The organism is Enterobacter soli ATCC BAA-2102 (assembly GCF_001654845.1).
Lineage (GTDB): Bacteria > Pseudomonadota > Gammaproteobacteria > Enterobacterales > Enterobacteriaceae > Enterobacter > Enterobacter soli.
On the sequence record NZ_LXES01000046.1, the window covers coordinates 127,262 to 150,140 of the forward strand.

23 protein-coding genes are annotated in these 22,879 nt (G+C 52.7%); 11 read left to right on the forward strand and 12 right to left on the reverse strand.

Annotated features, from left to right (window positions below):
• Positions 1-23: 23 nt before the first annotated feature.
• Positions 24-1,019, reverse strand: a complete 996-nt coding sequence (locus M987_RS17600; protein WP_245551550.1) for a methyl-accepting chemotaxis protein — start codon at positions 1,017-1,019, stop codon at positions 24-26.
• Between the two features lie 612 nt (positions 1,020-1,631).
• Here M987_RS17600 and M987_RS17605 point away from each other — a divergent pair.
• The 3 genes from M987_RS17605 to M987_RS24730 all read left to right on the forward strand — a co-directional run bounded on the left by M987_RS17605 (position 1,632) and on the right by M987_RS24730 (position 5,302).
• The gene (locus tag M987_RS17605; protein WP_014070462.1) at positions 1,632-3,761 is read left to right on the forward strand and encodes a putative bifunctional diguanylate cyclase/phosphodiesterase; all 2,130 of its coding nucleotides are present in this window, start codon (positions 1,632-1,634) and stop codon (positions 3,759-3,761) included.
• 92 nt (positions 3,762-3,853) lie between these two features.
• Entirely contained in the window at positions 3,854-5,086 is a 1,233-nt protein-coding gene (locus M987_RS17610) for a GGDEF domain-containing protein (protein WP_014070463.1), read from the forward strand.
• Positions 5,087-5,161: 75 nt separating this feature from the next.
• Complete coding sequence (locus M987_RS24730) at positions 5,162-5,302, forward strand: Ecr family regulatory small membrane protein (protein WP_014070464.1); 141 nt, start codon at positions 5,162-5,164, stop codon at positions 5,300-5,302.
• A 208-nt stretch (positions 5,303-5,510) separates the two neighbouring features.
• On the opposite strand, the gene M987_RS17620 is transcribed toward M987_RS24730, so the two are convergent.
• Positions 5,511-7,127, reverse strand: coding sequence for a peptide ABC transporter substrate-binding protein (locus tag M987_RS17620; RefSeq protein WP_014070465.1), 1,617 nt, complete (start codon positions 7,125-7,127; stop codon positions 5,511-5,513).
• Positions 7,128-7,308: 181 nt separating this feature from the next.
• On the opposite strand from M987_RS17620, the gene mpaA reads away from it, so the two are divergent.
• On the forward strand, positions 7,309-8,022 hold the full coding sequence (mpaA, locus tag M987_RS17625) for a murein tripeptide amidase MpaA (protein WP_014070466.1): 714 nt from the start codon (positions 7,309-7,311) through the stop codon (positions 8,020-8,022).
• On the opposite strand, the gene ycjG is transcribed toward mpaA, so the two are convergent.
• Positions 8,013-8,978, reverse strand: a complete 966-nt coding sequence (gene ycjG, locus M987_RS17630) for an L-Ala-D/L-Glu epimerase (RefSeq protein WP_014070467.1) — start codon at positions 8,976-8,978, stop codon at positions 8,013-8,015. The genes mpaA and ycjG overlap by 10 nt on opposite strands.
• Before the next feature lie 108 nt (positions 8,979-9,086).
• On the opposite strand from ycjG, the gene tpx reads away from it, so the two are divergent.
• Positions 9,087-9,593 (forward strand): thiol peroxidase, encoded by a 507-nt coding sequence (tpx, locus tag M987_RS17635; protein WP_014070468.1) that lies wholly within the window; start codon positions 9,087-9,089, stop codon positions 9,591-9,593.
• Between the two features lie 127 nt (positions 9,594-9,720).
• Here the strand turns inward: tpx and M987_RS25220 are convergent, their stop codons facing one another.
• The 9 genes from M987_RS25220 to pspA all read right to left on the reverse strand — a co-directional run bounded on the left by M987_RS25220 (position 9,721) and on the right by pspA (position 16,316).
• A complete protein-coding gene (locus M987_RS25220; protein WP_014070469.1) occupies positions 9,721-9,864 on the reverse strand; it encodes a hypothetical protein in 144 nt (47 codons plus the stop codon).
• A gap of 35 nt (positions 9,865-9,899) precedes the next feature.
• Positions 9,900-10,136 (reverse strand): hypothetical protein, encoded by a 237-nt coding sequence (locus M987_RS17640; RefSeq protein WP_014070470.1) that lies wholly within the window; start codon positions 10,134-10,136, stop codon positions 9,900-9,902.
• 424 nt (positions 10,137-10,560) lie between these two features.
• Positions 10,561-12,102: a transcriptional regulator TyrR gene (gene tyrR / locus M987_RS17645; RefSeq protein ID WP_014070471.1), complete on the reverse strand. Its 1,542-nt coding sequence runs from the start codon at positions 12,100-12,102 to the stop codon at positions 10,561-10,563.
• Positions 12,103-12,222: 120 nt separating this feature from the next.
• On the reverse strand, positions 12,223-13,269 hold the full coding sequence (locus M987_RS17650; RefSeq protein ID WP_014070472.1) for a YcjF family protein: 1,047 nt from the start codon (positions 13,267-13,269) through the stop codon (positions 12,223-12,225).
• Complete coding sequence (locus tag M987_RS17655; protein ID WP_014070473.1) at positions 13,266-14,663, reverse strand: YcjX family GTP-binding protein; 1,398 nt, start codon at positions 14,661-14,663, stop codon at positions 13,266-13,268. The genes M987_RS17650 and M987_RS17655 overlap by 4 nt, the downstream gene beginning before the upstream one ends.
• 115 nt (positions 14,664-14,778) lie before the next feature.
• Positions 14,779-14,997, reverse strand: a complete 219-nt coding sequence (gene pspD / locus M987_RS17660; protein WP_014070474.1) for a phage shock protein PspD — start codon at positions 14,995-14,997, stop codon at positions 14,779-14,781.
• 12 nt (positions 14,998-15,009) lie between these two features.
• Entirely contained in the window at positions 15,010-15,369 is a 360-nt protein-coding gene (pspC, locus tag M987_RS17665) for an envelope stress response membrane protein PspC (protein ID WP_014070475.1), read from the reverse strand.
• Positions 15,369-15,593, reverse strand: coding sequence for an envelope stress response membrane protein PspB (pspB, locus tag M987_RS17670; RefSeq protein WP_014070476.1), 225 nt, complete (start codon positions 15,591-15,593; stop codon positions 15,369-15,371). The genes pspC and pspB overlap by 1 nt, the downstream gene beginning before the upstream one ends.
• Before the next feature lie 54 nt (positions 15,594-15,647).
• Positions 15,648-16,316, reverse strand: a complete 669-nt coding sequence (pspA, locus tag M987_RS17675) for a phage shock protein PspA (protein WP_014070477.1) — start codon at positions 16,314-16,316, stop codon at positions 15,648-15,650.
• A 166-nt stretch (positions 16,317-16,482) separates the two neighbouring features.
• Between pspA and pspF the strand changes: the two genes are divergently transcribed.
• From pspF to sapF, 6 genes are all read left to right on the forward strand, one after another.
• Positions 16,483-17,460: a phage shock protein operon transcriptional activator gene (gene pspF / locus M987_RS17680; protein WP_014070478.1), complete on the forward strand. Its 978-nt coding sequence runs from the start codon at positions 16,483-16,485 to the stop codon at positions 17,458-17,460.
• 88 nt (positions 17,461-17,548) lie between these two features.
• Positions 17,549-19,189: an ABC transporter substrate-binding protein SapA gene (gene sapA / locus M987_RS17685; protein ID WP_014070479.1), complete on the forward strand. Its 1,641-nt coding sequence runs from the start codon at positions 17,549-17,551 to the stop codon at positions 19,187-19,189.
• Positions 19,186-20,151, forward strand: a complete 966-nt coding sequence (gene sapB, locus M987_RS17690) for a putrescine export ABC transporter permease SapB (protein ID WP_014070480.1) — start codon at positions 19,186-19,188, stop codon at positions 20,149-20,151. The genes sapA and sapB overlap by 4 nt, the downstream gene beginning before the upstream one ends.
• Positions 20,138-21,028 (forward strand): putrescine export ABC transporter permease SapC, encoded by an 891-nt coding sequence (gene sapC, locus M987_RS17695; RefSeq protein WP_014070481.1) that lies wholly within the window; start codon positions 20,138-20,140, stop codon positions 21,026-21,028. Before sapB ends, sapC begins: the two co-directional genes overlap by 14 nt.
• The gene (gene sapD, locus M987_RS17700; protein ID WP_014070482.1) at positions 21,028-22,020 is read left to right on the forward strand and encodes a putrescine export ABC transporter ATP-binding protein SapD; all 993 of its coding nucleotides are present in this window, start codon (positions 21,028-21,030) and stop codon (positions 22,018-22,020) included. The genes sapC and sapD overlap by 1 nt, the downstream gene beginning before the upstream one ends.
• Position 22,021: 1 nt before the next feature.
• Entirely contained in the window at positions 22,022-22,828 is an 807-nt protein-coding gene (gene sapF, locus M987_RS17705; protein WP_014070483.1) for a putrescine export ABC transporter ATP-binding protein SapF, read from the forward strand.
• Positions 22,829-22,879 lie beyond the last annotated feature (51 nt).

The following is a 22,879-nucleotide window of genomic DNA, read 5'->3' on the forward strand; positions in this document are numbered from 1 at the left end:
GGAACCAGGCTCTTTTTTTACCCTCAGAGGGAGTGTTTGGCGTGCTGCGCGAACATCAGGGAATGGTGATGTGGCGACGCATTCAGCGGTTTCTGGAAACCTTCTTCAAGCCTGAAATTGCGCGTCCGGGCCTGTAATTCAATGACCTGATTCTTCAGCACATCTGACGAACCGCTCAACTCTTCCACCATCACAACGTTACTCTGGGTAACCCGTTCAAGCTCAGAAAGCGCCAGCGTAATTTGCGAGATCCCTTTCTCCTGCTCTGACGTTGATGAAGAGATATCGTCCATTAACCTGCTGACCTGGCCCGAACCCGCCACAATTTCGTGCATGTTTTTTTCCGCCTGAGCAACCACGGTAACGCCCTGCGTGACGTTAGAGCTGGTCTCGTCGATCAGGGATTTTATGTTTTTCGCGGCTTCTGCACTGCGATGTGCCAGATTTCTGACTTCTCCGGCCACCACGGCGAAGCCTTTGCCGTGCTCACCTGCGCGTGCTGCTTCAACGGCGGCATTCAGGGCCAGGATATTGGTCTGGAACGCGATACCGTCAATCATCGTGATGATTTCTTTCATTTGCTGGGCGCATTCGGTGATGGATTGCATATTGTGGGCAACCTGCCCCATCAACTCGCCCCCCTTTCGCGCCTGCAACGTGGCAGCATTCGCCTGTTCGCTGGCTAAACGGGTGTTATCGGCGTTGTTTTTCGTACTGGCGGCCATCTGTTCCATGCTGGCTGCGGTTTGCACCAGCGAGGCTGACTGCTGTTCCGTTTTCACAGAGAGCTGTGCGCTTCGCTCAGAAAGCTGCCCGGACAAGGTCATCGCCGATTCGGATGATGCCCGAATCTCCCGCACCAGCGTTGCGATGTTACTCGATAAGGTATTAATGCCCGGGATCAGTCGCCCGGCACAGTTATTGCCAAACTCGGGAATAGAGACGGCAAGATTGCCCGACGTCACTTCTTCAATACTTTTTTTCACAGTGTTGATGGGCGTCACAAGATATTTTGTCATGTAGCCCCAAAGTAAAAATAAGGCAATTAAATTAACAACAGTTACAGAAACAAAAAGAGTTGTACTGCGAGATAACAAAGCAATCAAACCATCAATTAACAAAAAAGCGGTCACCAGAAAATACATAATGAAAGTTCTGACACTAATATTTTTTAGCATGATTTGTCCCACTGCTTGATATTTTGGTCGGCGTTAAAATATATAGCATTGCCTCAGCGCTTTTTCCTCACTATCCCGCAACTCCTTTCGTTTCGCATTTTGCATCCCATGATTTCACTTAAGTAGATACAAAATACTATATTATGATAAATGTTATGAACTTCATCTCGGAACACTGGTTTTTATGACACTTAAGCGATAGCATCTTCTTTTGTGAACTAATACGATCGCACTCATATTTTAAGGAACAGTATTGCTCTACAGCTTCGTTGTTTAGCGAAACTTAACTAATTAATGAAAGAATATATTCTGTTCTTTAATCTGAGTGAAAAAAAGTAATGCGCCTGGTCTTTTTTCGCGATTAATAACTAATATTGTTTGAACGAGTTCGCGGCTCGCTGATGCAGGGCGTCAGCAGGCGACCTCAGTCACTTTTTGGCGTGGGATTGCATAATGCTCAATGTATCGTGGGACCCAGTGTTAATTGCCATCTCTTTTCTGGTGGCGTTTATCGCCTCATTTGTTGCACTGGACAGCGCGGGTAAGATCCCCCTTTCCAGCCGCAAAGCCGCGTTATTCTGGCGGATTGCCGGAGGCGTAACCCTGGGTATCGGGGTCTGGTCAATGCACTTCATTGGCATGTTGTCGATGGAAATGCCGATGACCATGAGCTATGACCTGTGGCTTACACTCGCCTCACTGGGTGCTGCCGTTCTGGCTTCGACCATTGCTATCTATATTGCCGTCACTGCTAAAACCCTTTCCCCTTTCCGGCTGATCCTTGCCACGCTCATTCTGAGCGCAGGCGTGGCCTCCATGCACTATATCGGCATGGCCGCATTGATGCTTGAAGACGGTATTCTCTGGGATCATCGTATTGTTCTGCTGTCCGTAGTGATTGCCGTTATCGCCTCCGGTGTTGCCCTGTGGTTAGCATTCCACCTGCGGGAAAATCGCAAAGGTATCTTTATTAATCGCGTAATGGCCGCGGTGGTGATGGCCGTCGCTATTTGTGCCATGCACTACACCGGGATGAGCGCCGCCCATATTCATGAAATGGAGCAAACCCGGTCAGGCGGAGTCAGTGAACTGGGGCTGTCGATTTGGGTGTCGGTCACAACCCTGTGCCTGCTTGGTCTGATGCTTATTATCTCGCTGGTGGACTCCCACTGGCGTACAACCCGGCTGACCGACAATCTGCGCCAGCTTAATCGCCAGCTGGAATTGCAGGCGCGTTTTGACACCCTCACCGGGCTTGCTAACCGGCATCAGATGGATATCCGCTTACAGGATTGTCTACACAACTCATTACTGAACAAGAAGCAATTTGCGCTGATCTTCTTCGATGTCGATCACTTCAGGCGGGTGAACGACACCTGGGGACATCAGGTGGGTGATGAGCTGCTGATTAACGTTGCCCAGCGTATTACGGCCAGGCTGACACGCGAAATGACGCTGGCGAGACTGGGTGGCGATTCGTTTATGTTGCTGGTCCCGGAATGCGATGATGATAAATTAAACACCCTGCTTTCGACACTGACTGAAGATATGCGGCGTCGCCAGCCCATCTGTGGGCACGCGCTGAGCACTACCCTCAGCGCAGGTGTTAGTCTCTATCCCCAACACGGTGAAACATTGCATGAGCTCAAGCTTAAGGCCGATGCCGCCATGCAGTACGTTAAGCAGGAAGGACGCAACGACTGGGCCGTTTACCGCACGGAGATGTCCACCACCGCGCCGGCGGAACCGGGTTTCTTGCAGGAGTTGTCCCAGGCACTCGAACGCGATCAGTTTGAGCTTTGGTATCAGCCAACCTATATCGCCGAAGAAAACACCATTCACGGTTTTGAGGCGCTGATCCGCTGGCGCCATCCGGAACAAGGCGTTTTACTACCTAATGTGTTTTTACCTTCTCTTGAGCAAACCGGTTTAATTATTCCGGTGGGCAACTGGGCGATTGAAGCGGCGTGCCGTCAGCTCAATTTCTGGACGGAACAAGGCTTCAGTCAGTGGACGTTATCCTTCAACCTGTCGCCCATCCAGTTTGAGCAACAGGATATATTCCAGGTTGTTTCGTCCATGCTGGAAAAATACAATTTATCGCCATCCAGATTGATTCTTGAAGTCACCGAAAGCACCGCGCTCAAAAATCTCGATCGCAGTATTGAGTTACTCACCGCCTTTAACCATGCCGGGATAACGGTATCCATCGATGACTTCGGCACAGGCTATTCAAACCTGCTGATGCTCAGCGTGCTTCCTGCGAAAGAACTTAAAATCGATAAAAGCTTTGTAAGCTCAATGCTGGAAAACGAGAAAAGCCGGAAACTGGTGGAAACCATTATCAATATCGCGCGCACGATGGAGATGAATGTCGTGGCCGAAGGCATTGAAACAGAACAACAACAGGCCGTTCTTACCGATTTAGGCTGTGATTTCCTTCAGGGTTTCCTTTTCTCTCGCCCGTTACCTGCCGAACAAGTCCCCTGGTTGTTGTTACAAAAAAAGTCCGACAAACAGATTATACCAATCGGTAAAATTCATACGGAATCCCCATTTGTTTCACAAAAAAATCATGCCTGATGTGGTGAAGTAGAGTATGTTTCAAAGAAGCCCACGCGAGTCAATTCCGCCGTGATCGTCAGACACGCAGTGTCGATGGATAGGAATTCCCTATGCCGCTAACTTGCTTCGATGCACTGAATTACATCAAAACACCTGTCTGGCTGATTTCACCCGTCTCAGAACACATTATATTTGCAAACACCGCCGCTACCGATGTTATGCGGAATAAAACAGTTATTGAAATGCGTACGGGGATCTACTCCGCTAATGCGCAATCCGCACTCTCCATGTATGTTCCGGACCTGAAAGCCGACCAGGAAATAATCGAAATCTGGACGGTCTGGCGTAATGAGCAAGAATCAACGTTAACCTGCCGCCTGACACTCACCCAGTGTGAGCCTCACGGTGATGTCATCATTTTTGAGGGGATCGCCCAGCAAACCACATCGGGCCTTAAAGCCAGTCGCTCGGCAACCTATCAGCGAAAAAAACAGGGCTTTTACGCACGATTTTTTCTGACCAACAGCGCACCGATGCTACTCATCGACCCGGCACGGGATGGTCAAATTGTGGATGCTAACCTGGCCGCACTAAATTTTTACGGTTATCAGCACGACGAATTGTGCAACAAACATACCTGGGAAATTAATACACTCGGTCGTGACATCATACCGGTAATGACAGAGATAGCGAGCCTGCCAGGCGGGCATAAACCGCTTAACTTTGTCCACCGACTCGCCGATGGCTCAACCCGCCATGTACAGACTTATGCCGGGCCAATTGAAATATACGGCGATAAGCTGATGCTATGCATCATTCACGATATTACAGAGCAAAAGCGGTTAGAACAGGAGCTGGAACATGCGGCCCTGCGAGATTCCATGACAGGCCTGCTTAATCGTCGGCAGTTTTACATCATCACCGAACAAACAAATCCTGCTCACCTGCCCGCTCAGGAGCAGTTCAGCCTGCTGCTGGTGGATACCGATCATTTTAAAAATATCAACGATGTCTTTGGCCATCTCAAAGGCGACGAAGTGCTTATCTCCCTCTCCCGCACGCTGGAGGCCTGTAGCCGTAAAGACGATTTTGTTTTTCGCTGGGGCGGTGAAGAGTTTGTGATTTTGTTGCCCAGAACGTCGCTCGATGCCGCCATGCAGGTTGCCGAAACAATTCGCGCCGCCGTTGCGCACATTACTATCCCTGGTCTTCCACGTTTTACGGTCAGTATTGGCGTTGCGCGTCATAATCAGGGAGAGAGTATCGATGACCTGTTTAAACGGGTTGATGATGCGCTGTACCGCGCCAAGAACAACGGGCGCAATAAGGTACTGGCTGCGTGAAACTGGAGTATTTAATCAAGCCTCGCTACAATGCCCACCTCGAAGAAACAGACTTCAGGTGGGTAGTATCCAGCAATGGGAAAGACAGAATTAATACTCATCTTAATTATTTTAAGCCTTATTATTTTTGGCTATTGGTTTATCTTCAGCGGTGAGGTTTGGCAGCTAGTCGAATATCTTGAAAACAGCGTGTATCCGTCCATAGAAGCGCCGTAACGCACGTTTAATCCCTTGTTTCACCTACCGAATTTGTCAGCTACACGCCAACTGAACGGACGCGTAATATACGCGCTGTTAGCCTCCGTGATGGCGGGTAACGAATCAATAAATCATTTGCTTATTTCGCCCGTTCTCTGACGGGCTTTTTTTATTTCTTTTTTACGGGCCAGAACATTAATTTTGGTTAAGTTCCGACCCGTCAAAATTAGTGTTTCTCAATATACATCGTACGGCTGTAAGCGACATCTTCCGGATTATTAACAGGATAGCCTTTAACCCACGGTTTGATCAGACGGCCATTGGTGTACTGGTAAATCGGCGCAATTGGGGCTTTTTCGGCGAGGATCTTCTCGGCTTTATTGTAATCCACATTCCGCGCTTTCTCGGTTGTTTCAAGCGACGCCTGATTGATTATCTTATCGTACGCCGGATCGTTAAACCGGGAGATATTGCCGCTGTGCGTAGAGGTCAGGAGCGACAGGAAAGTGGACGGCTCATTGTAGTCCCCAACCCAGGACGCGCGGATCACGTCGAAGTTGCCGGTGTTTCGGCTATCGATGTACGTCTTCCACTCCTGGTTTTGCAGTTTGACGTCAACGCCCAGATTTTTCTTCCACATCGACGCCACGGCGATCGCGATCTTCTGATGGTTCTCTGAGGTGTTGTACAGAAGATTCAGGGTCAGAGGACGCTGAGGGCCATAACCTGCCGCCTGCAACAACATCTTCGCCTGCGCATTCAGTTCCTGCTGCGACATCTGTTCAAACACGGACGCTTCCGGAGTAAACCCGGCGGTCACGTCAGGCGTGAAATGCCATGCCGGTTTCTCACCCGTGCCCAGCACTTTTTCCGCCATGATGCGGCGATCGATGGTCATACTCAACGCCAGACGCACGCGCGCATCTGCGGTTGGCCCTTTTTGGGTATTAAAGGCGTAATAGTAAGTCCCGAGTTGAGGTGGTGTGTAAACCTGTCCCGGAATATCTTTCAGCAGTTTCTGGTACATGTTTTTCGGGAAAGATTCAGTGATATCAATATCACCGGCCAGGTAGCGCTTGGTCGCGGAAGACTCCTGATTAATTGGCACAAAGGTGACTTTTTTCAATACCGTTTTGGCGTTATCCCAGTAGTGCGTATTAGGTTCAACAACCAGCTTTTCATTCACCACGCGGTCTTTCAGGACATAGGCACCGTTACCCACCAGAGCACCTGGCCGAGTCCACTCTTTCCCGCTTTCAACATTGGCTTTTTGCACCGGATAAAACGCAAAGCTCGCCGTCAGGCTGGCAAACCACGGCAGCGGTTTATCCAGCTGAACGCGCAGGGTTTTATCATCGACGGCCGTTACGCCGAGCGTATCGGGCGCTGCTTTCCCATCTATAATGGCCTGGGCATTATTAATACCCGCCAGGGCCGCGAACCACGCGAAAGGCGATGTGGTTTTCGGATCTACCAGACGCTGCCAGCTATAGACAAAATCCTGTGCGGTAACGGGGGAGCCATCCGACCATTTTGCATTATCACGCAAGCTGAACGTCCAGACGCGGTTATCGTTACTCTGCCAGCGTGTCGCGACACCCGGCGCTAACTCCCCTTTTTCATTCTGATTGACCAGCCCTTCAAAGAGATCGCGAATCACCTGAATTTCGGGCAACCCCACGGCTTTTGCCGGATCAAGCGAGGCGGGTTCGTCTTTTATGTGACGTACAAGTTCCTGCTTTTGTGCCAGAACGGTTCCCTTTGGGATGTCCGCAGCATAAGAAAGTGAAGAAAGTCCGCACAGCCAGAGTGCAGAACAAAGCAGCGAAACAGGATGCTTCATGAGATCCCCTTTAGATGTCAGGTAAAACAGATGCGTAATTATTTGTTTCGAAACGGAGAAATGCAAATACCTTAAATCGGAAAGTTGATATCTGGCAATTTTCCGCAGCGATGGAAACTATTTGATTAACCGCGAGTTTTGCACAACACTGCCAGTAGAGACTTCGTTATCAGGATTTCCTATGTCACTCACCCGACCAAGAACGGAACGTGGCGCTTTCCCGCCAGGAACCGAACATTATGGCCATTCATTTTTAGGCGCGCCGTTAATCTGGTTTCCCGCCCCGGAGGCCGACCGTAATAGCGGGCTAATCATCGCCGGCACGCATGGTGACGAGAACTCCTCTATTGTGACGTTATCCTGTGCGCTACGTACCCTGGCGCCTGAATTACGCCGTCATCACGTCATTTTGACCGTCAACCCGGACGGCTGTCAGCTTGGGCTTCGGGCAAATGCGCGAGGCATCGACTTAAATCGCAATTTCCCGGCAGCAAACTGGCGCGCGGGTGAAACGGTCTATCGCTGGAACAGCTCCGCAGAAGAGCGTGACGTGGTGTTACTGACGGGAGAAAAGCCAGGTTCAGAACCGGAAACACACGCCCTGTGTCAGTTGATTCATCGACTGCATCCTGCCTGGGTCGTTTCGTTTCACGACCCGCTAGCCTGTATCGAAGATCCCCACCACACCGCGCTCGGACAGTGGCTGGCCGATGCCTTTGCCCTTCCGCTGGTCACGAGTGTGGGTTACGAGACGCCCGGCTCGTTCGGGAGCTGGTGTGCCGATCTGGGGTTACACTGCATCACCGCAGAGTTCCCCCCAATCTCATCCGACGAAGCGAGCGAAAAGTACCTTAAAGCGATGGTCGGGCTTCTGCACTGGCAACCTCAGAGATGAAGCGTGCCGGTGGTGAAATGCAGGGCTGGCGAGACGTCTACCGCCAGCCATGTCGGGCCATCCAGATCGGCAAAACTCACCTGCTGAACCAACGGTAACGCGGCACTAACCGCCCGGGACGTACAGAGCATACAACCCAGCATCAGCGAGAAACCCTGCGCCCGCGCCTCTTTCGCCAGCGCCAGCGCTTCGGTTAGCCCGCCCGTTTTATCGAGTTTAATATTCACCATCTCATAGCGGCCTTTTAGCCCGACAAGGCTTTCGCGGGTATGGCAGCTTTCATCGGCGCACACGGGCAGCGGATGGATAAAGTTCTCCAGCGCAGCGTCATCTTCTGCCGGTAACGGTTGTTCCAGCATGGCCACACCCAGATCCGCCAGCAGTTGACAGCGGGCGGCCAGCCCTTCGCTGTGCCAGGATTCGTTAGCATCGACAATCAGCGTGGCGTCCGGTACGGCAGCGCGGATCGCAACCATGCGCTCGCTGATTAACCGGTCATCAAGCTTCACCTTTAATAAGGTTGCCCCGGAGGCAAACAGCGCTTTTGCGCTGGCAGCCATCTGTTCTGGCTCACCAATCACCACCGTTTGCGCCGTGACAACCGACGCCGGCAACGTGATATCCAGAAGCGATGGTAAAGTGCGGTGCTGTTGAGCGGCTTCCAGGTTCCAGAGCGCACAATCAATCGCGTTACGCGCAGCCCCTGCCGCCAGGTGCTGTGGCAATGTAGTCCGGGTAAGCCCTTTTTGCAGCTCAGGCACCAGCGCCATAATCTGAGCCATCACTGAGGCAAGGCTCTCTCCATAGCGCGGATACGGGGTACATTCCCCCACGCCCTTCACTCCGTCTTCCTCTATTTCAACCACCACAACGCAGGCTTCGCTACGACTGCCGCGCGAAATAACGAACGGGGAATGCAATGGCCAGGCTTCTTCATAGACTTTCACGCTTCTCATTGACTGTCTCCTTTCGGCCCGGTGAGGCGATAAAATTGGTTTGCCGTGCTGTCCGCAGTTGGCATACACTAGCCCTGACGTTAACTATATGTAAACAGGAAGATATCTATGTCACAACTCGTTCATTTCCAGGGCAACCCGGTTGCTGTTGCAGGTTCCATTCCGCAGGCTGGTAGCAAAGCACAGGCATTCACTCTGGTGGCTAAAGATCTGTCTGACGTCACGCTGGGCCAGTTCGCAGGCAAACGTAAAGTCCTGAACATTTTCCCAAGCATCGATACCGGTGTTTGTGCCGCATCTGTGCGCAAATTCAACCAACTGGCAACTGAAATGGACAACACCGTTGTGCTGTGCATTTCTGCGGACCTGCCGTTTGCCCAGTCTCGCTTCTGCGGTGCAGAAGGTCTGAGCAACGTCATCACCCTTTCTACGCTGCGTAGCCCGGATTTCCTCGAGAAATACGGCGTGGGTATCTCTGAAGGCGCCCTGAAAGGCCTGGCAGCACGCGCTGTGCTGGTTATCGATGAGAATGACAACATCGTCTTCAGCGAACTGGTTAACGAAATCACCACCGAACCCGATTACACCGCTGCCCTGGATGTGCTGAAAGCGTAATCACTTAGCTTAGCGTTTATAGCTTAGCAAAGTAATGAAATAAAAGGATTTATTTCTGTTCATTTCTCAATATGAGCAGAATGTCGAAGCCCTGCCCACCCTGGCGGGGCTTTTTTCAAGTGTTAGGTTATTTTTCACTTTCGGCAATATTATTGAGTAATCGTTTGATTAAGGGTTTTATTGCCATAAACAATAAGGCAATGATTACTATCAATAAAAGTGCCAGCCATTTATTGGTTTTAAGCAGAATGAGTAGCATTGCGAGCGTCATTATCTATCCCCAAATGATATTGTGGTGTTTTATTATCAATTCCAGATGTGGATCAGATTCAGCCCAACGGTAAAAAAGACCCAGACGACCAGCAGAAAGCGGCGATGATCGTGGCGAGCTTCTAATGCGGAAAAATAATTCGCGCTGTAAATAACAGAAATTAACAGCGCCACTGTCACCACCATATGCCAGACAAACTCTCGAATGCCGATAAGATAACTGATAGCTGCGAAGACAATGATGATTGCTATCCCATTGATAGCACTGCACATTAACCAACCCCATAACGTTGAGGGTCGATTGAATATTCTTTCTATTTTTATAACGAATTCCATACATCACCATTGAATTAAAAGTGGCGCATAAAATGCTACGTAATTCACCTCAAAAATTTGATATAAGTCAACATTTGACCTTTCGCACTGGCTTGCCGCTTATATTGATACACATCAATTTTCTTGTTTTCGCCGAAAACTATTCTGTTATGTCGGTTAAAATACTCTCAAGGGAGTATTTTAATACACCAATCGTGTCTAATCAGGAATAAATTAAAATTTCGGCCGTTATTATTCATGGCGAAAGAATATAAAACACCAGCCTTTTTAAAATGTAATATTTTATTTCACCACAAATAAAAACCCATCGCGATGACGGGGTTTTTATTTACTTATCCGGATAACAAATATGGAATTAACCTTATTCGTCGCCCTTTTTCTGATTTAAACCATATTCACGCAGTTTATTCGCAATCGCGGTATGAGACACACCAAGACGCTTCGCCAGCTTACGTGTACTCGGATAACTGCGATAAAGCTGCGTCAGCACCGAGCGCTCGAAACGGCTGGTAATATCATCCAGCGAGCCTTCCATCGCCTCTTCACCCACCGATACCGTCCCGGCATCGTAATCCGGTAATAAGATATCCTGCGGACGCAGTTCGTACCCTTCCAGCTGAGTCAGCGCACGATAAACGGCGTTCTTAAGCTGGCGAATGTTACCCGGCCAGCCGTAACGCGTGAGCACTGTCCCCAGGTCGGCGGACAGTTTCGGGCGCGGGACGCCTTGTTCATCGGCGAAGCGTGCCACAAACAGCTCGGTCAGCGGCATGATGTCCTGAGGGCAATCCCGCAGCGGCGGAATATTGAGCGTCAGCACGTTCAGGCGATAGTAGAGATCCTCGCGGAACACCCCTTTCTGCACCAGTTCCACCAGGTTTTTCTGCGTGGCGCAAATCACGCGCACATCCACATGGACTTCATGATCTTCCCCTACGCGACGGAAAGTCCCGTCATTGAGGAAACGCAGCAGTTTAGCCTGCATCCGTGGCGACATTTCGCCAATCTCATCCAGCAGAACCGAGCCGCCATTTGCCTGCTCGAAGAAGCCTTTTTTTCCTTCAGGCGCATGGCCGAACAGCTCGCTCTCAACGGCATCTTCCGGAATTGAGGCGCAGTTCAGCGCCAGATACGGTTTTGCCGCACGCGGGCTGGACAGATGCACGGCATGAGCCAGCAGGTCTTTCCCGGTACCGGTATCACCGGTGATCAGCAGCGGAGCCGTCAGATTGGCAAGCTTACGCGCCTGATCAACCACATGGCGCATTTTCGGGCTGACGGCGATTATCTGGCTAAAGGCACCAACATCCTGACTGGAGAGGTTTTGCAGCTGACGCCCCATACGAACGGTAGAACGCAGCATGATCACCGCGCCGGTCAGCACGCGGGCATCATTTTCCCCTTTGAGGTACACAGGCGTGATTTCCATCAGGAAGTTCTGCCCGTGGATCACCACGTGTTCACTGTGTGTGTTTTGCGGGCTGCTTTCCAGCCAACGCTGGAAGTTAAAACCGGGGATCAGCTGTGTTGCATGTTGAGTGCTCAGCTTCTCCTGGCTCTGTGCAAACAGCTGACAGCTGGCCAGGTTTACACGTTCGACTTTACTTTTCAGGTCCAGGGATAAGAACGGCTCTGGCATCGCTTCAAGCAGTGCGCTCAGTGCCAGGTGTTCACGCTCTGATGGCATCCACGGAATGGTTCGTACATCCGTAACGCCAGCGATACGGCGGATCTCAGCCATAAGGCTGCTGAAGGTATTGAATTCAATTTCGGCAAAGTTGAGGTAAATTCGCCCGATAGGATCGATCTCAATGCCACGCAGATCAATACTACGTAAAACAAGCAGATCGAGTAATTCGCGGGTCAGACCGAGTCGGTCTTCACAAAAGACTTCCAGACGCATGGGAAATTCACCGTTTAAGCCAATAACATTAAAATAATATGTCAGAAAGCGGTGATCGGGAAGATGGCTGTCAACAAATATTGACAGCCTGATGGTTAATTAGACGATGATGTGAGCCAATTACGCTTTTTTGCTCAGCGTGTCTTTAAGCTGGCCAATTAACTCGCGGCGGAAATCACCCAACCGGGGTTTATCGCCGTCTATCCACGGCAGCGGACGGCAAATTTCCATCGCTTTGATCCCCAGACGTGCCGTCAATAAACCGGCTCCCAGCCCCTGAGCGGCTCGCGCCGACAAGCGCGCGGCCAGATCCTGAGACATCCAGTCCATGCCGACTTCCCGCACCAGCTCACTGGCACCAGCAAAAGCGATATTCAGCAAGACCAGGCGGAATAAGCGTAAACGACTGTAATACCCAAGCTCAATACCATACAGCGTGGCAATACGGTTAATCAGGCGCAAATTGCGCCACGCAATAAACGCCATATCCACCAGCGCCAGCGGACTAACCGCAATCATCAATGTGGATTCTGCCGCTGAACGGCTAATTTCACGGCGTGCCTGTGCATCCAGTACCGGCTGCACCATATGGGAATAGAGCGTGACCACTTCCCGGTCGTTTTGCGTTTCATGGATAGCGGCATACCAGCGCTGAAGCGCCGGATGTGACTGATCGATACCCGCCTGGCTTGCCAGTTTTTCACAAAATGCGCGCCCTTTACCGGTGGCATGGCTGTGCAGCAGATCCCGCGCCTCATCACGTTCATGCGCGCGCTGGCGCAAACGCCACAGACGCCGCCACTCAGTTGCCAGCGAGCCGACGCCCGCACCGATGATCAGCGCTCCCGCAGCGCAGCCGCCCATCGCCACCCAGTCCTGGGTTTGCCAGGCATTTACCGCCCACTGGACACCCTGCCCAACCACACTGACACCAAACAGTGCCAGCCCGGCGGTCACCATTTTGCGCCACAGGCTGCGTTTAGGACGCAGCGCGGATTCAACGACCGCTTCTGCCTGCCCTTCATCCGCCAGAGGCTCTTCCGACAGCACAGGCGCAAAATTATCGGCCTGTGTCCCGCTGAATGTTTGCGCGGTCCTGAACGCATCGAGCGGCTCTTTCTCAAGCGGGCCCGTAAAATCAATGCGCGGCTTTAACGGTTCCGTCATCGCAATTTATCTCCAATCAAAAATTCCAGCGCCGCATCAAGACGAATATGCGGTAATGGCTGGTCAACGTTCATTGCCTGTGGGCGAAACGCTTCAAACTGGAATCCCTGGTTTTGCCAGAACGCCTGCCCGGGCAAGCGCGCGGGCACTTCACCGGGATAGACCGTCAGCGGCTCTCCATCGCTTAAGCGGTTACCGCGCAGCGCCGGGATCTTCTCGCCATTCACGTCAATCAACCCGCTTTGGGTCGCCTGAACCGACGCAAGCCCCAGGCAGTCCATGCTGATCCCTTCAAATGCCGCGTTTTGCCACGCATCCTGAACCAGCTGCTGCAACAGCGACACCATATTGGCGTGCTGATCGACAGTGACATGATCGGCCTTGGTGGCGGCGAACAGCAGCTTGTCGATAACCGGTGAGAACAGCCGGCGGAACAACGTGCGTTGCCCGTAATGGAAACTTTGCATCAGCTGCGTCAGCGCCAGGCGCATATCGTTAAATGCCTGCGGCCCGCTGTTTAGTGGCTGGAGGCAATCCACCAGCACAATCTGACGGTCGAAACGCAAAAAGTGATTTTTATAAAAACCTTTCACCACTTTTTCGCAGTAGTAGTTGTAACGCTCGCGCAGCATCCCGGCATTGGTGTGTTTATCTGCCTGCGCCAGTTTCGACTCTCCGATTGCGTCGACATCCGGCCACGGGAAAAACTGCAACGCTGGCGCACCCGCCAGATCGCCCGGCAGGACAAAACGCCCTGGCTGAATAAAATGCAGCCCTTCCTGCTTACACTGATGCAGATAATCGGTCCAGGCCTCAGCAATTGCCGCCAGGCGGTTTTCATCCGCAGGCGCCAGAGGATCGAGCCCTTCGCACAGCTGCCGCCATTTCGCCGACCACTCCGCGCGGTGCCCCTGTAACAAACTGGTCATTTGTCGTGACCAGCTCAGGTAATCCTGAGCCAGCATGGGTAAATCCAGCAGCCACTCACCCGGATAATCCACAATTTCGAGATACAGCGTGGAAGTATCCTTAAAATGGCGCATCAGGGAATCATTAGAACGAAAACGCAGCGCGAGACGAATTTCACTGACCCCACGCGTGGGCGTTGGCCAGGCAGGAGGGTCGCCGTACAACTGCGCCAGGCCTTCGTCGTAGGTAAAACGCGGGATGCCAAAATCTCGCTGCGGAACACGTTTCACGCCCAGCAATCGCTCTTCCCGTACCGCACTGAGCAGCGGCAACCGTGCCCCCGCGTGCAGGTTAAGCAGCTGATTTACCATCGCTGTGATAAAGGCCGTCTTGCCGCTGCGGCTCAGGCCCGTCACCGCAAGACGCAGATGACGGTCAACGCCACGGTTCACCAGAGAATTGAGTTCGTTTTTAAGTCGCTTCATCGCCGTCCTTTTTGCCTGAAGGCGTTTGTATTCTTAAAAATATGACATGGGGACTAAATGAAAGGAATAAAACCTTAAAGCAAAACGACACGCCAGTCAGCGTGCCGTTTGGAGATTATTTTAGTTTTCCCGAGAGCCGCCCGGCTAATTTTCTCAGCAACGGCTCCAGCGCCACGGCCAGTAACATTTTGACCGGTCTGCGGGCGACGGACTTCACCGCCCAGCCAGCCACACCTGCCGGGCCGTAACGTAAGGCGGTAAACAAAACCAGCTTCCCTGCTAACTTCAGGCCGGGTTTCACCTTTTGCCCCGCCTGTTGCCAGGAGTGATTCATTCGTATTCTCTCTTAAAGCTGACGAAAACGGCTTCGTAACGTAAAAGTATCAGACGTGACATAGCGCTCCATCTCGCGCAAGCGCGTCTCACCGGCGGCCAGTTGGGCATCCACCGCATTGAGCAAATCGTTGGTGGTCGGCGTATTTTCGCTCGCCAGTTCACCTTCAGGCATCGGGTCAAGCACAAACGATAAAATGATGTACGCCACCAGCGTAATAAACGCCAGACCAAAGAAAATCGACAGCACCGTTACCACACGCACCAGTTTCACCGGTACATCGAGATAATGAGCCAGCCCGGCACATACACCGCGAACCATGCCCTGCTGGGGGATCCGCCACAGTTTTTTATTCAGATTCAACCCGGACATTAACGATCCCTCCAGTTTGGATGTTCCGCATCAAGGATCGCTTCCAGCGCCTGAATGCGTTCGCCCATTTTGTTGGCATCTGCGGAAAGCTGCACCAGACGCTGTTGTTCACTCTGGGAAAGCTCACCGCGAGAAGAACGATTACTGTAGTGCAGCCATAACCAAATCGGCAGAACGAACAGCACGAAAATCGTCAGGGGAATGGCCAGAAAAAGCGCGCTCATAGGTACTCCTTGTTTTACGATGCGTGGCGGCACACTCATGTGCCGCCCCCTTTATTATTGATTGTCTTGCTTCATTTTGGCTTTAAGCGCCGCCAGTTGCTCGCTGATTTCGTCATCCGCTTTCAAATCTGCAAACTGCTGGTCCAGCGTCTTTTGTTTGCCAATGCCGTGACTTTCGGCTTCCGCTTCCATCTGGTCGATACGACGTTCGAAGGATTCAAAGCGGGCCATGGCTTCATCCAGCTTGCCACTGTCCAGTTGGCGGCGCACGTCGCGTGATGAACTGGCCGCCTGGTGGCGTAACGTCAGCGCCTGCTGGCGAGCACGAGTTTCGCTGAGCTTGTTCTCAAGCTCGCCGATCTCTTTCTTCATACGCGTAAGCGTGTCGTCCACCAGTGTCGCTTCATGCTCAAGCGCGGTGATGAGATCGGCCAGTTTCTGCTTTTCAATCAGCGCGGCGCGGGCCAGATCTTCTTTATCTTTACGCAGCGCCAGTTCGGCTTTTTCCTGCCATTCATTGAGCTGCGCGGTGGCCTGCTCAATACGACGTGTCAGCTGTTTTTTCTCTGCCAGCGCACGCGCCGACGTTGAGCGGACTTCCACCAGCGTGTCTTCCATTTCCTGAATCATCAGGCGCACCAGCTTCTGCGGATCTTCCGCTTTCTCCAGCAGAGAGTTGATGTTGGCGTTCACGATGTCGGCAAAACGAGAAAAAATACCCATAATTCGATCCTCATAGTTCTGTTATCGGGCAATGCCCTGCTGAACAGATAATACAAATCTCATGCCAACTTTTTATCTTGTTGATTTTCCTGATTCTGTTTGATTTTAAACCAACAACACTCTATTCTCACCTGGTGAATATCGCTAACGAGTGGTGAATTTAACTATGGCCGAATTTAAAGATAACCTCCTTGGTGAAGCAAACAGCTTTCTGGAGGTTCTGGAGCAGGTATCGCGACTGGCGCCACTCAATAAACCGGTGCTCATCATCGGTGAGCGCGGAACCGGTAAAGAGCTTATCGCCAACCGCTTACACTTTTTATCCGGCCGCTGGGACGGCCCATTTATCTCCCTGAACTGCGCCGCGTTGAATGAAAACCTGCTGGATTCAGAGCTGTTCGGCCATGAAGCCGGGGCATTTACAGGCGCGCAAAAGCGCCATCCCGGCCGTTTTGAACGTGCTGATGGTGGCACGTTGTTTCTGGATGAGCTAGCCACCGCACCAATGCTGGTACAGGAAAAACTGCTGCGCGTGATTGAATACGGTGAACTGGAGCGCGTTGGGGGCAGCCAGCCATTGCAGGTCAACGTGCGTCTGGTTTGTGCCACCAATGCCGACCTGCCACAGATGGTTGCACAGGACAAATTCCGCGCCGACCTGCTGGACAGGCTGGCGTTTGACGTTGTGCAGTTGCCACCACTGCGTGAACGCCAAAGCGACATCATGTTGCTGGCTGAACAATTCGCCATACAGATGTGTCGTGAACTTGGGTTGCCGCTGTTCCCCGGTTTTAGCGATTACGCCCGGGAAACGCTTCTGGGATACCACTGGCCGGGGAATATTCGTGAGCTGAAAAACGTAGTGGAACGGTCAGTTTATCGCCATGGAAGCAGTGACATGGAGCTGGATAACATTATTCTCGATCCTTTCCAGCGCGCGGAGCCGGCACACGTAACGCCCGCCACCAGCAACAATTCCCCGACACTGCCGCTGGATCTGCGTCAGTTCCAGCATCATCAGGAACAACAGATGCTGGAACAGAGCCTGAAACAGGCAAAATATAACCAGAAACGAGCGGCTGAACTGCTGGGTCTGACCTACCATCAATTAAGGGCATTGCTCAAAAAGCATCAAATGCGCTGACAATATCAGCACTTACCCGCAGACATTTTTACGAAGCAGGCGTAAGTGCGATACACTTTGCAGATCGAACCTAAAAACCTTAAAAATTATGCGTCTGGTTTTATCGTCCCTGTTTGCGCTAGGTCTGTTCAGCAATACGGTCTTTGCTGCGCCTGAGCGTGCTGCGCTTCCTGATATTCGCGATAGCGGCTTTGTCTATTGTGTCAGCGGGCAAGTTGACACCTTTAACCCACAAAAAGCGGGCAGCGGCCTGATTGTTGACACCCTTGCCGCACAGCTTTACGACCGCCTGCTGGATGTCGATCCTTATACCTATCGCCTGGTGCCGGAGCTGGCCGAGAGCTGGGAAGTGCTTGATAATGGCGCGACCTACCGCTTCCACCTGCGTGACGATGTCTCTTTCCAGCGTACGCCCTGGTTTACGCCAACCCGCAAACTGAATGCAGATGATGTGGTCTTTACCTTCCAGCGTATCTTTAACCGCAATCATCCGTGGCATAACGTGAATGGCGGGAGCTTCCCCTATTTCGACAGTTTGCAGTTTGCCGATACCGTCAAAAGCGTGCGTAAACTCGACAACAGAACCGTTGAATTTAGCCTGACGCGCCCGGATGCCTCTTTCTTATGGCATCTGGCGACCCACTATGCCTCGGTGATGTCGGCGGAATACGCAGCGAAACTGACCAGCCAGGATCGCCAGGAGCTACTCGACAGGCAGCCCGTCGGCACAGGTCCGTTCCAGATGGCAGAGTACCGTTCAGGCCAGTACATTCGCCTGCAACGTCACGAACACTTCTGGCGCGGCACACCGCTGATGCCGCAGGTGGTGGTGGATCTCGGCTCTGGTGGCACCGGCCGACTCTCTAAACTGCTGACCGGTGAGTGCGATGTGCTCGCGTGGCCTGCCGCCAGCCAGTTAACCATTCTGCGTGACGATCCGCGTTTGCGTCTGACCCTGCGTCCGGGCATGAATATCGCCTATCTGGCCTTTAATACGGATAAACCGCCACTCAACAACCCGGCCGTTCGTCATGCGCTGGCCTTAGCGATTAACAACCAGCGCCTGATGCAGTCGATTTACTACGGGACAGCAGAAACCGCCGCCTCTATTTTGCCTCGAGCCTCCTGGGCCTATGACGGCGAAGCTAAAGTTACGGAATACAATCCGGCAAAAGCGCGTGAGCAGCTAAAAGCGCTGGGCGTAGAAAACCTGACGCTCCAGCTCTGGGTACCGACCAGTTCGCAAGCCTGGAACCCAAGCCCGCTGAAAACCGCTGAACTGCTCCAGGCCGATATGGCTCAGGTGGGCGTCAAAGTGGTGATCGTGCCGGTCGAGGGGCGTTTCCAGGAGGCGCGCCTGATGGACATGAACCATGATTTAACCCTGGCAGGCTGGGCGACCGACAGTAATGACCCGGATAGCTTCTTCCGCCCGCTCCTGAGCTGTGCGGCGATCAACTCGCAAACCAACTACGCCCACTGGTGTAACCGCGAATTTGATGCCGTGCTGCAAAAAGCCCTCGCCTCACAACAGCTGGCCTCCCGTATCGACGCCTACGATGAAGCGCAAAACATTCTGGCAAAAGAACTGCCGGTGTTGCCGCTTGCCTCGTCCCTGCGCCTTCAGGCCTATCGCTATGACATCAAAGGGCTGGTGCTGAGTCCGTTTGGTAACGCCTCCTTCGCGGGCGTCTCGCGTGAAAAAGAACAAGAGGTGAAAAAACCGTGATTATTTTTACCTTGCGTCGCCTGTTACTGCTGCTGGTAACCCTCTTCTTCCTGACCTTTGTCGGCTTTAGCCTGAGCTATTTCACGCCGCACGCGCCGCTTCAGGGTTCGTCGCTGTGGGATGCCTGGCTGTTCTGGTTTAACGGCGTGCTGCACTGGGACTTTGGCGTGTCCAGCATCAACGGGCAGTTGATTTCCGAACAGCTGAAAGAGGTTTTCCCGGCCACCATGGAGCTGTGTATTCTGGCCTTCGGATTTGCTCTGCTGGTCGGTATTCCGGTGGGGATGCTGGCGGGGATTTATCTCAATAAATGGCAGGACAAATTTATCAGCGCCCTCGCCCTGCTCGGTTTCTCGATCCCTATCTTCTGGCTGGCGCTGCTGCTGACCCTGTTCTTCTCGCTGACCCTGGGCTGGCTGCCAGTGTCGGGTCGTTTCGACCTGCTGTACATGGTAAAAACGGTGACCGGGTTTGCGATTATTGACGCCTGGCTTTCAGATTCGGTCTGGCGCCATGAAATGATCATCAGTGCCCTGCGCCATATGGTGTTGCCAGTGTTGACGCTGGCCGTTGCGCCCACAACCGAAGTGATCCGCCTGATGCGTATCAGCACCATCGACGTGTTTGATCAAAACTACGTGAAAGCGGCGGCCACACGCGGGCTGTCCCGGCTGACGATTCTGCGCCGTCACGTACTGCACAACGCCCTGCCGCCGGTCATCCCGCGCCTTGGACTGCAATTTTCAACCATGCTGACCCTGGCGATGATCACGGAAATGGTGTTTAGCTGGCCCGGGCTTGGTCGCTGGCTGATTAACGCCATTCGTCAGCAAGATTATGCAGCGATTTCCGCAGGGGTCATGGTGATTGGCTCGCTGGTCATCATCGTTAACGTGATTTCCGATATTTTGGGTGCTATGGCTAACCCACTGAAGCATAAGGAATGGTATGCCTTACGATAACGTATACAGCGAAAAGCGCACACCCGGTGTGCTGCGTACCGTGTGGCGTAAATTCTATGGTGACACCACGGCGATGATTGGCCTGTATGGCTGTGGTGCACTGGCGGTGTTGTGCATTTTGGGTTCGTGGTTTGCGCCTTACGGGATCGACCAGCAGTTTCTCGGTTATCAGCTTTTACCGCCTTCCTGGTCACGTTATGGTGAAGTGTCCTTCTTTTTAGGCACTGACGATCTGGGCCGCGATGTCTTAAGCCGCCTGCTGAGCGGCGCCGCCCCAACGGTGGGTGGTGCGTTTGTGGTTACTCTGGCGGCCACCATTTGTGGCCTGGCGCTGGGGATTTTTGCCGGTTCAACTCACGGCCTGCGTTCCGCCGTGATGAATCACATTCTGGATACGCTGCTCTCTATTCCTTCCCTGCTGCTGGCCATTATTGTCGTGGCCTTTGCGGGCCCGCATCTGTCGCACGCGATGTTCGCCGTCTGGCTGGCGATCCTGCCGCGTCTGGTGCGTTCGGTCTATAGCATGGTGCATGACGAGCTGGAAAAAGAGTATGTGGTTGCCGCACGTCTGGATGGTGCCACCACCTTCAATATCCTGTGGTTTGCCGTGCTGCCAAACATTGCGTCCGGGCTGGTCACCGAGATCACTCGTGCCCTGTCGATGGCGATTCTGGATATCGCCGCGCTGGGCTTCCTCGATCTTGGTGCTCAGCTTCCGTCTCCCGAATGGGGAGCAATGCTGGGCGACGCGCTGGAACTTATCTATGTCGCTCCATGGACCGTTATGCTGCCCGGGGCCGCGATTATGGTCAGCGTGTTGCTGATCAACTTGCTTGGGGATGGTATTCGCCGGGCAATTAATGCGGGAGTGCAATAATGCCGTTACTCGATATCCGCAACCTGACGATTGAATTCAAGACCGGCGAAGGCTGGGTGAAAGCCGTTGACCGTATCAGCATCACGCTTGCAGAAGGTGAAATCCGCGGGTTGGTGGGTGAATCCGGCTCTGGTAAGAGCCTGATAGCCAAGGCCATCTGTGGTGTTGCGAAAGACAACTGGCGCGTGACCGCTGACCGAATGCGTTTTGATGATATTGACCTGCTGCGCCTTTCTCCGCGTGAGCGCCGTAAGCTGGTGGGTCATAACGTGTCGATGATTTTTCAGGAGCCGCAATCCTGTCTTGATCCCTCCGAGCGCGTGGGTAAACAGCTGATGCAGAACATCCCCGGCTGGACGTACAAAGGCCGCTGGTGGCAACGCGTTGGCTGGCGTAAGCGCCGTGCCATCGAGTTGCTGCACCGGGTCGGGATCAAAGATCATAAAGACGCGATGCGCAGTTTCCCTTACGAACTGACCGATGGCGAATGCCAGAAAGTGATGATTGCCATCGCGCTGGCGAACCAACCGCGTCTGCTGATTGCCGATGAACCAACAAACGCGATGGAGCCCACCACACAGGCACAGATCTTCCGCCTGCTGACGCGTCTTAATCAGAACAACAACACCACCATTTTGCTGATCAGCCATGACCTGCAAATGCTGAGCAAGTGGGCCGATAAAATTGATGTGATGTACTGCGGCCAGACGGTAGAAACGGCTGTCAGCGAAGAGCTGGTGAACACCCCGCATCATCCGTATACCCAGGCGCTGATCCGCGCGATCCCTGATTTTGGCAGCGCCATGCCACACAAAAGCCGCCTGAATACCTTGCCTGGGGCCATTCCGTTGCTGGAATCACTGCCCATTGGCTGCCGTCTTGGCCCGCGCTGCCCTTACGCCCAGCGTAAATGCATTGAAACGCCACGGCTGTCGGGGGCTAAGAACCATCTTTATGCCTGTCATTTCCCGTTGAACATGGAGAGAGAGTGAAATGGTCGAAACTTTGCTGGAAGTTCGCAACCTGAGTAAGACCTTTCGCTACCGGACAGGGTTATTTCATCGCCAGACTGTAGAAGCGGTTAAACCCCTGAGCTTTACGCTTCGGGAAAAACAGACGCTGGCCATTATCGGTGAGAACGGTTCCGGGAAATCCACGCTGGCGAAAATGCTCGCCGGCATGGTTGAACCCACCGCAGGTGAAGTGCTGATTGACGATCATCCGCTGGAATTTGGTGATTACTCGTTTCGCAGTCAGCGCATCCGTATGATTTTTCAGGATCCGTCGACATCCCTCAACCCGCGCCAGCGTATTTCGCAGATTCTGGACTTCCCGCTTCGATTAAACACGGAGCTGGAGCCGGAAGAGCGCCGCAAGCGGATTGTCGAAACCCTGCGCATGGTTGGTCTGCTGCCTGACCACGAGAGTTATTACCCGCATATGCTCGCCCCGGGACAGAAACAGCGTCTGGGTCTGGCGCGCGCATTAATTTTGCGCCCGAAAGTGATTATCGCCGACGAAGCGCTGGCGTCACTTGATATGTCGATGCGTTCGCAGTTAATTAACCTGATGCTGGAATTGCAGGAAAAACAAGGTATCTCTTATATCTATGTGACGCAGCATCTTGGCATGATGAAGCACATTAGCGATCAGGTGCTGGTGATGCATCAGGGCGAAGTGGTCGAACGCGGAAGCACAGCGGATGTGATGGCTTCCCCGCTTCATGAGCTGACGAAAAGACTGATTGCCGGGCATTTTGGTGAAGCATTAACCGCCGATGCATGGCGAAAAGACCGTTAACCGCGCGTCAAAAGAGTGGTCGGATTAACTAAGCACGCGACACGTGATATT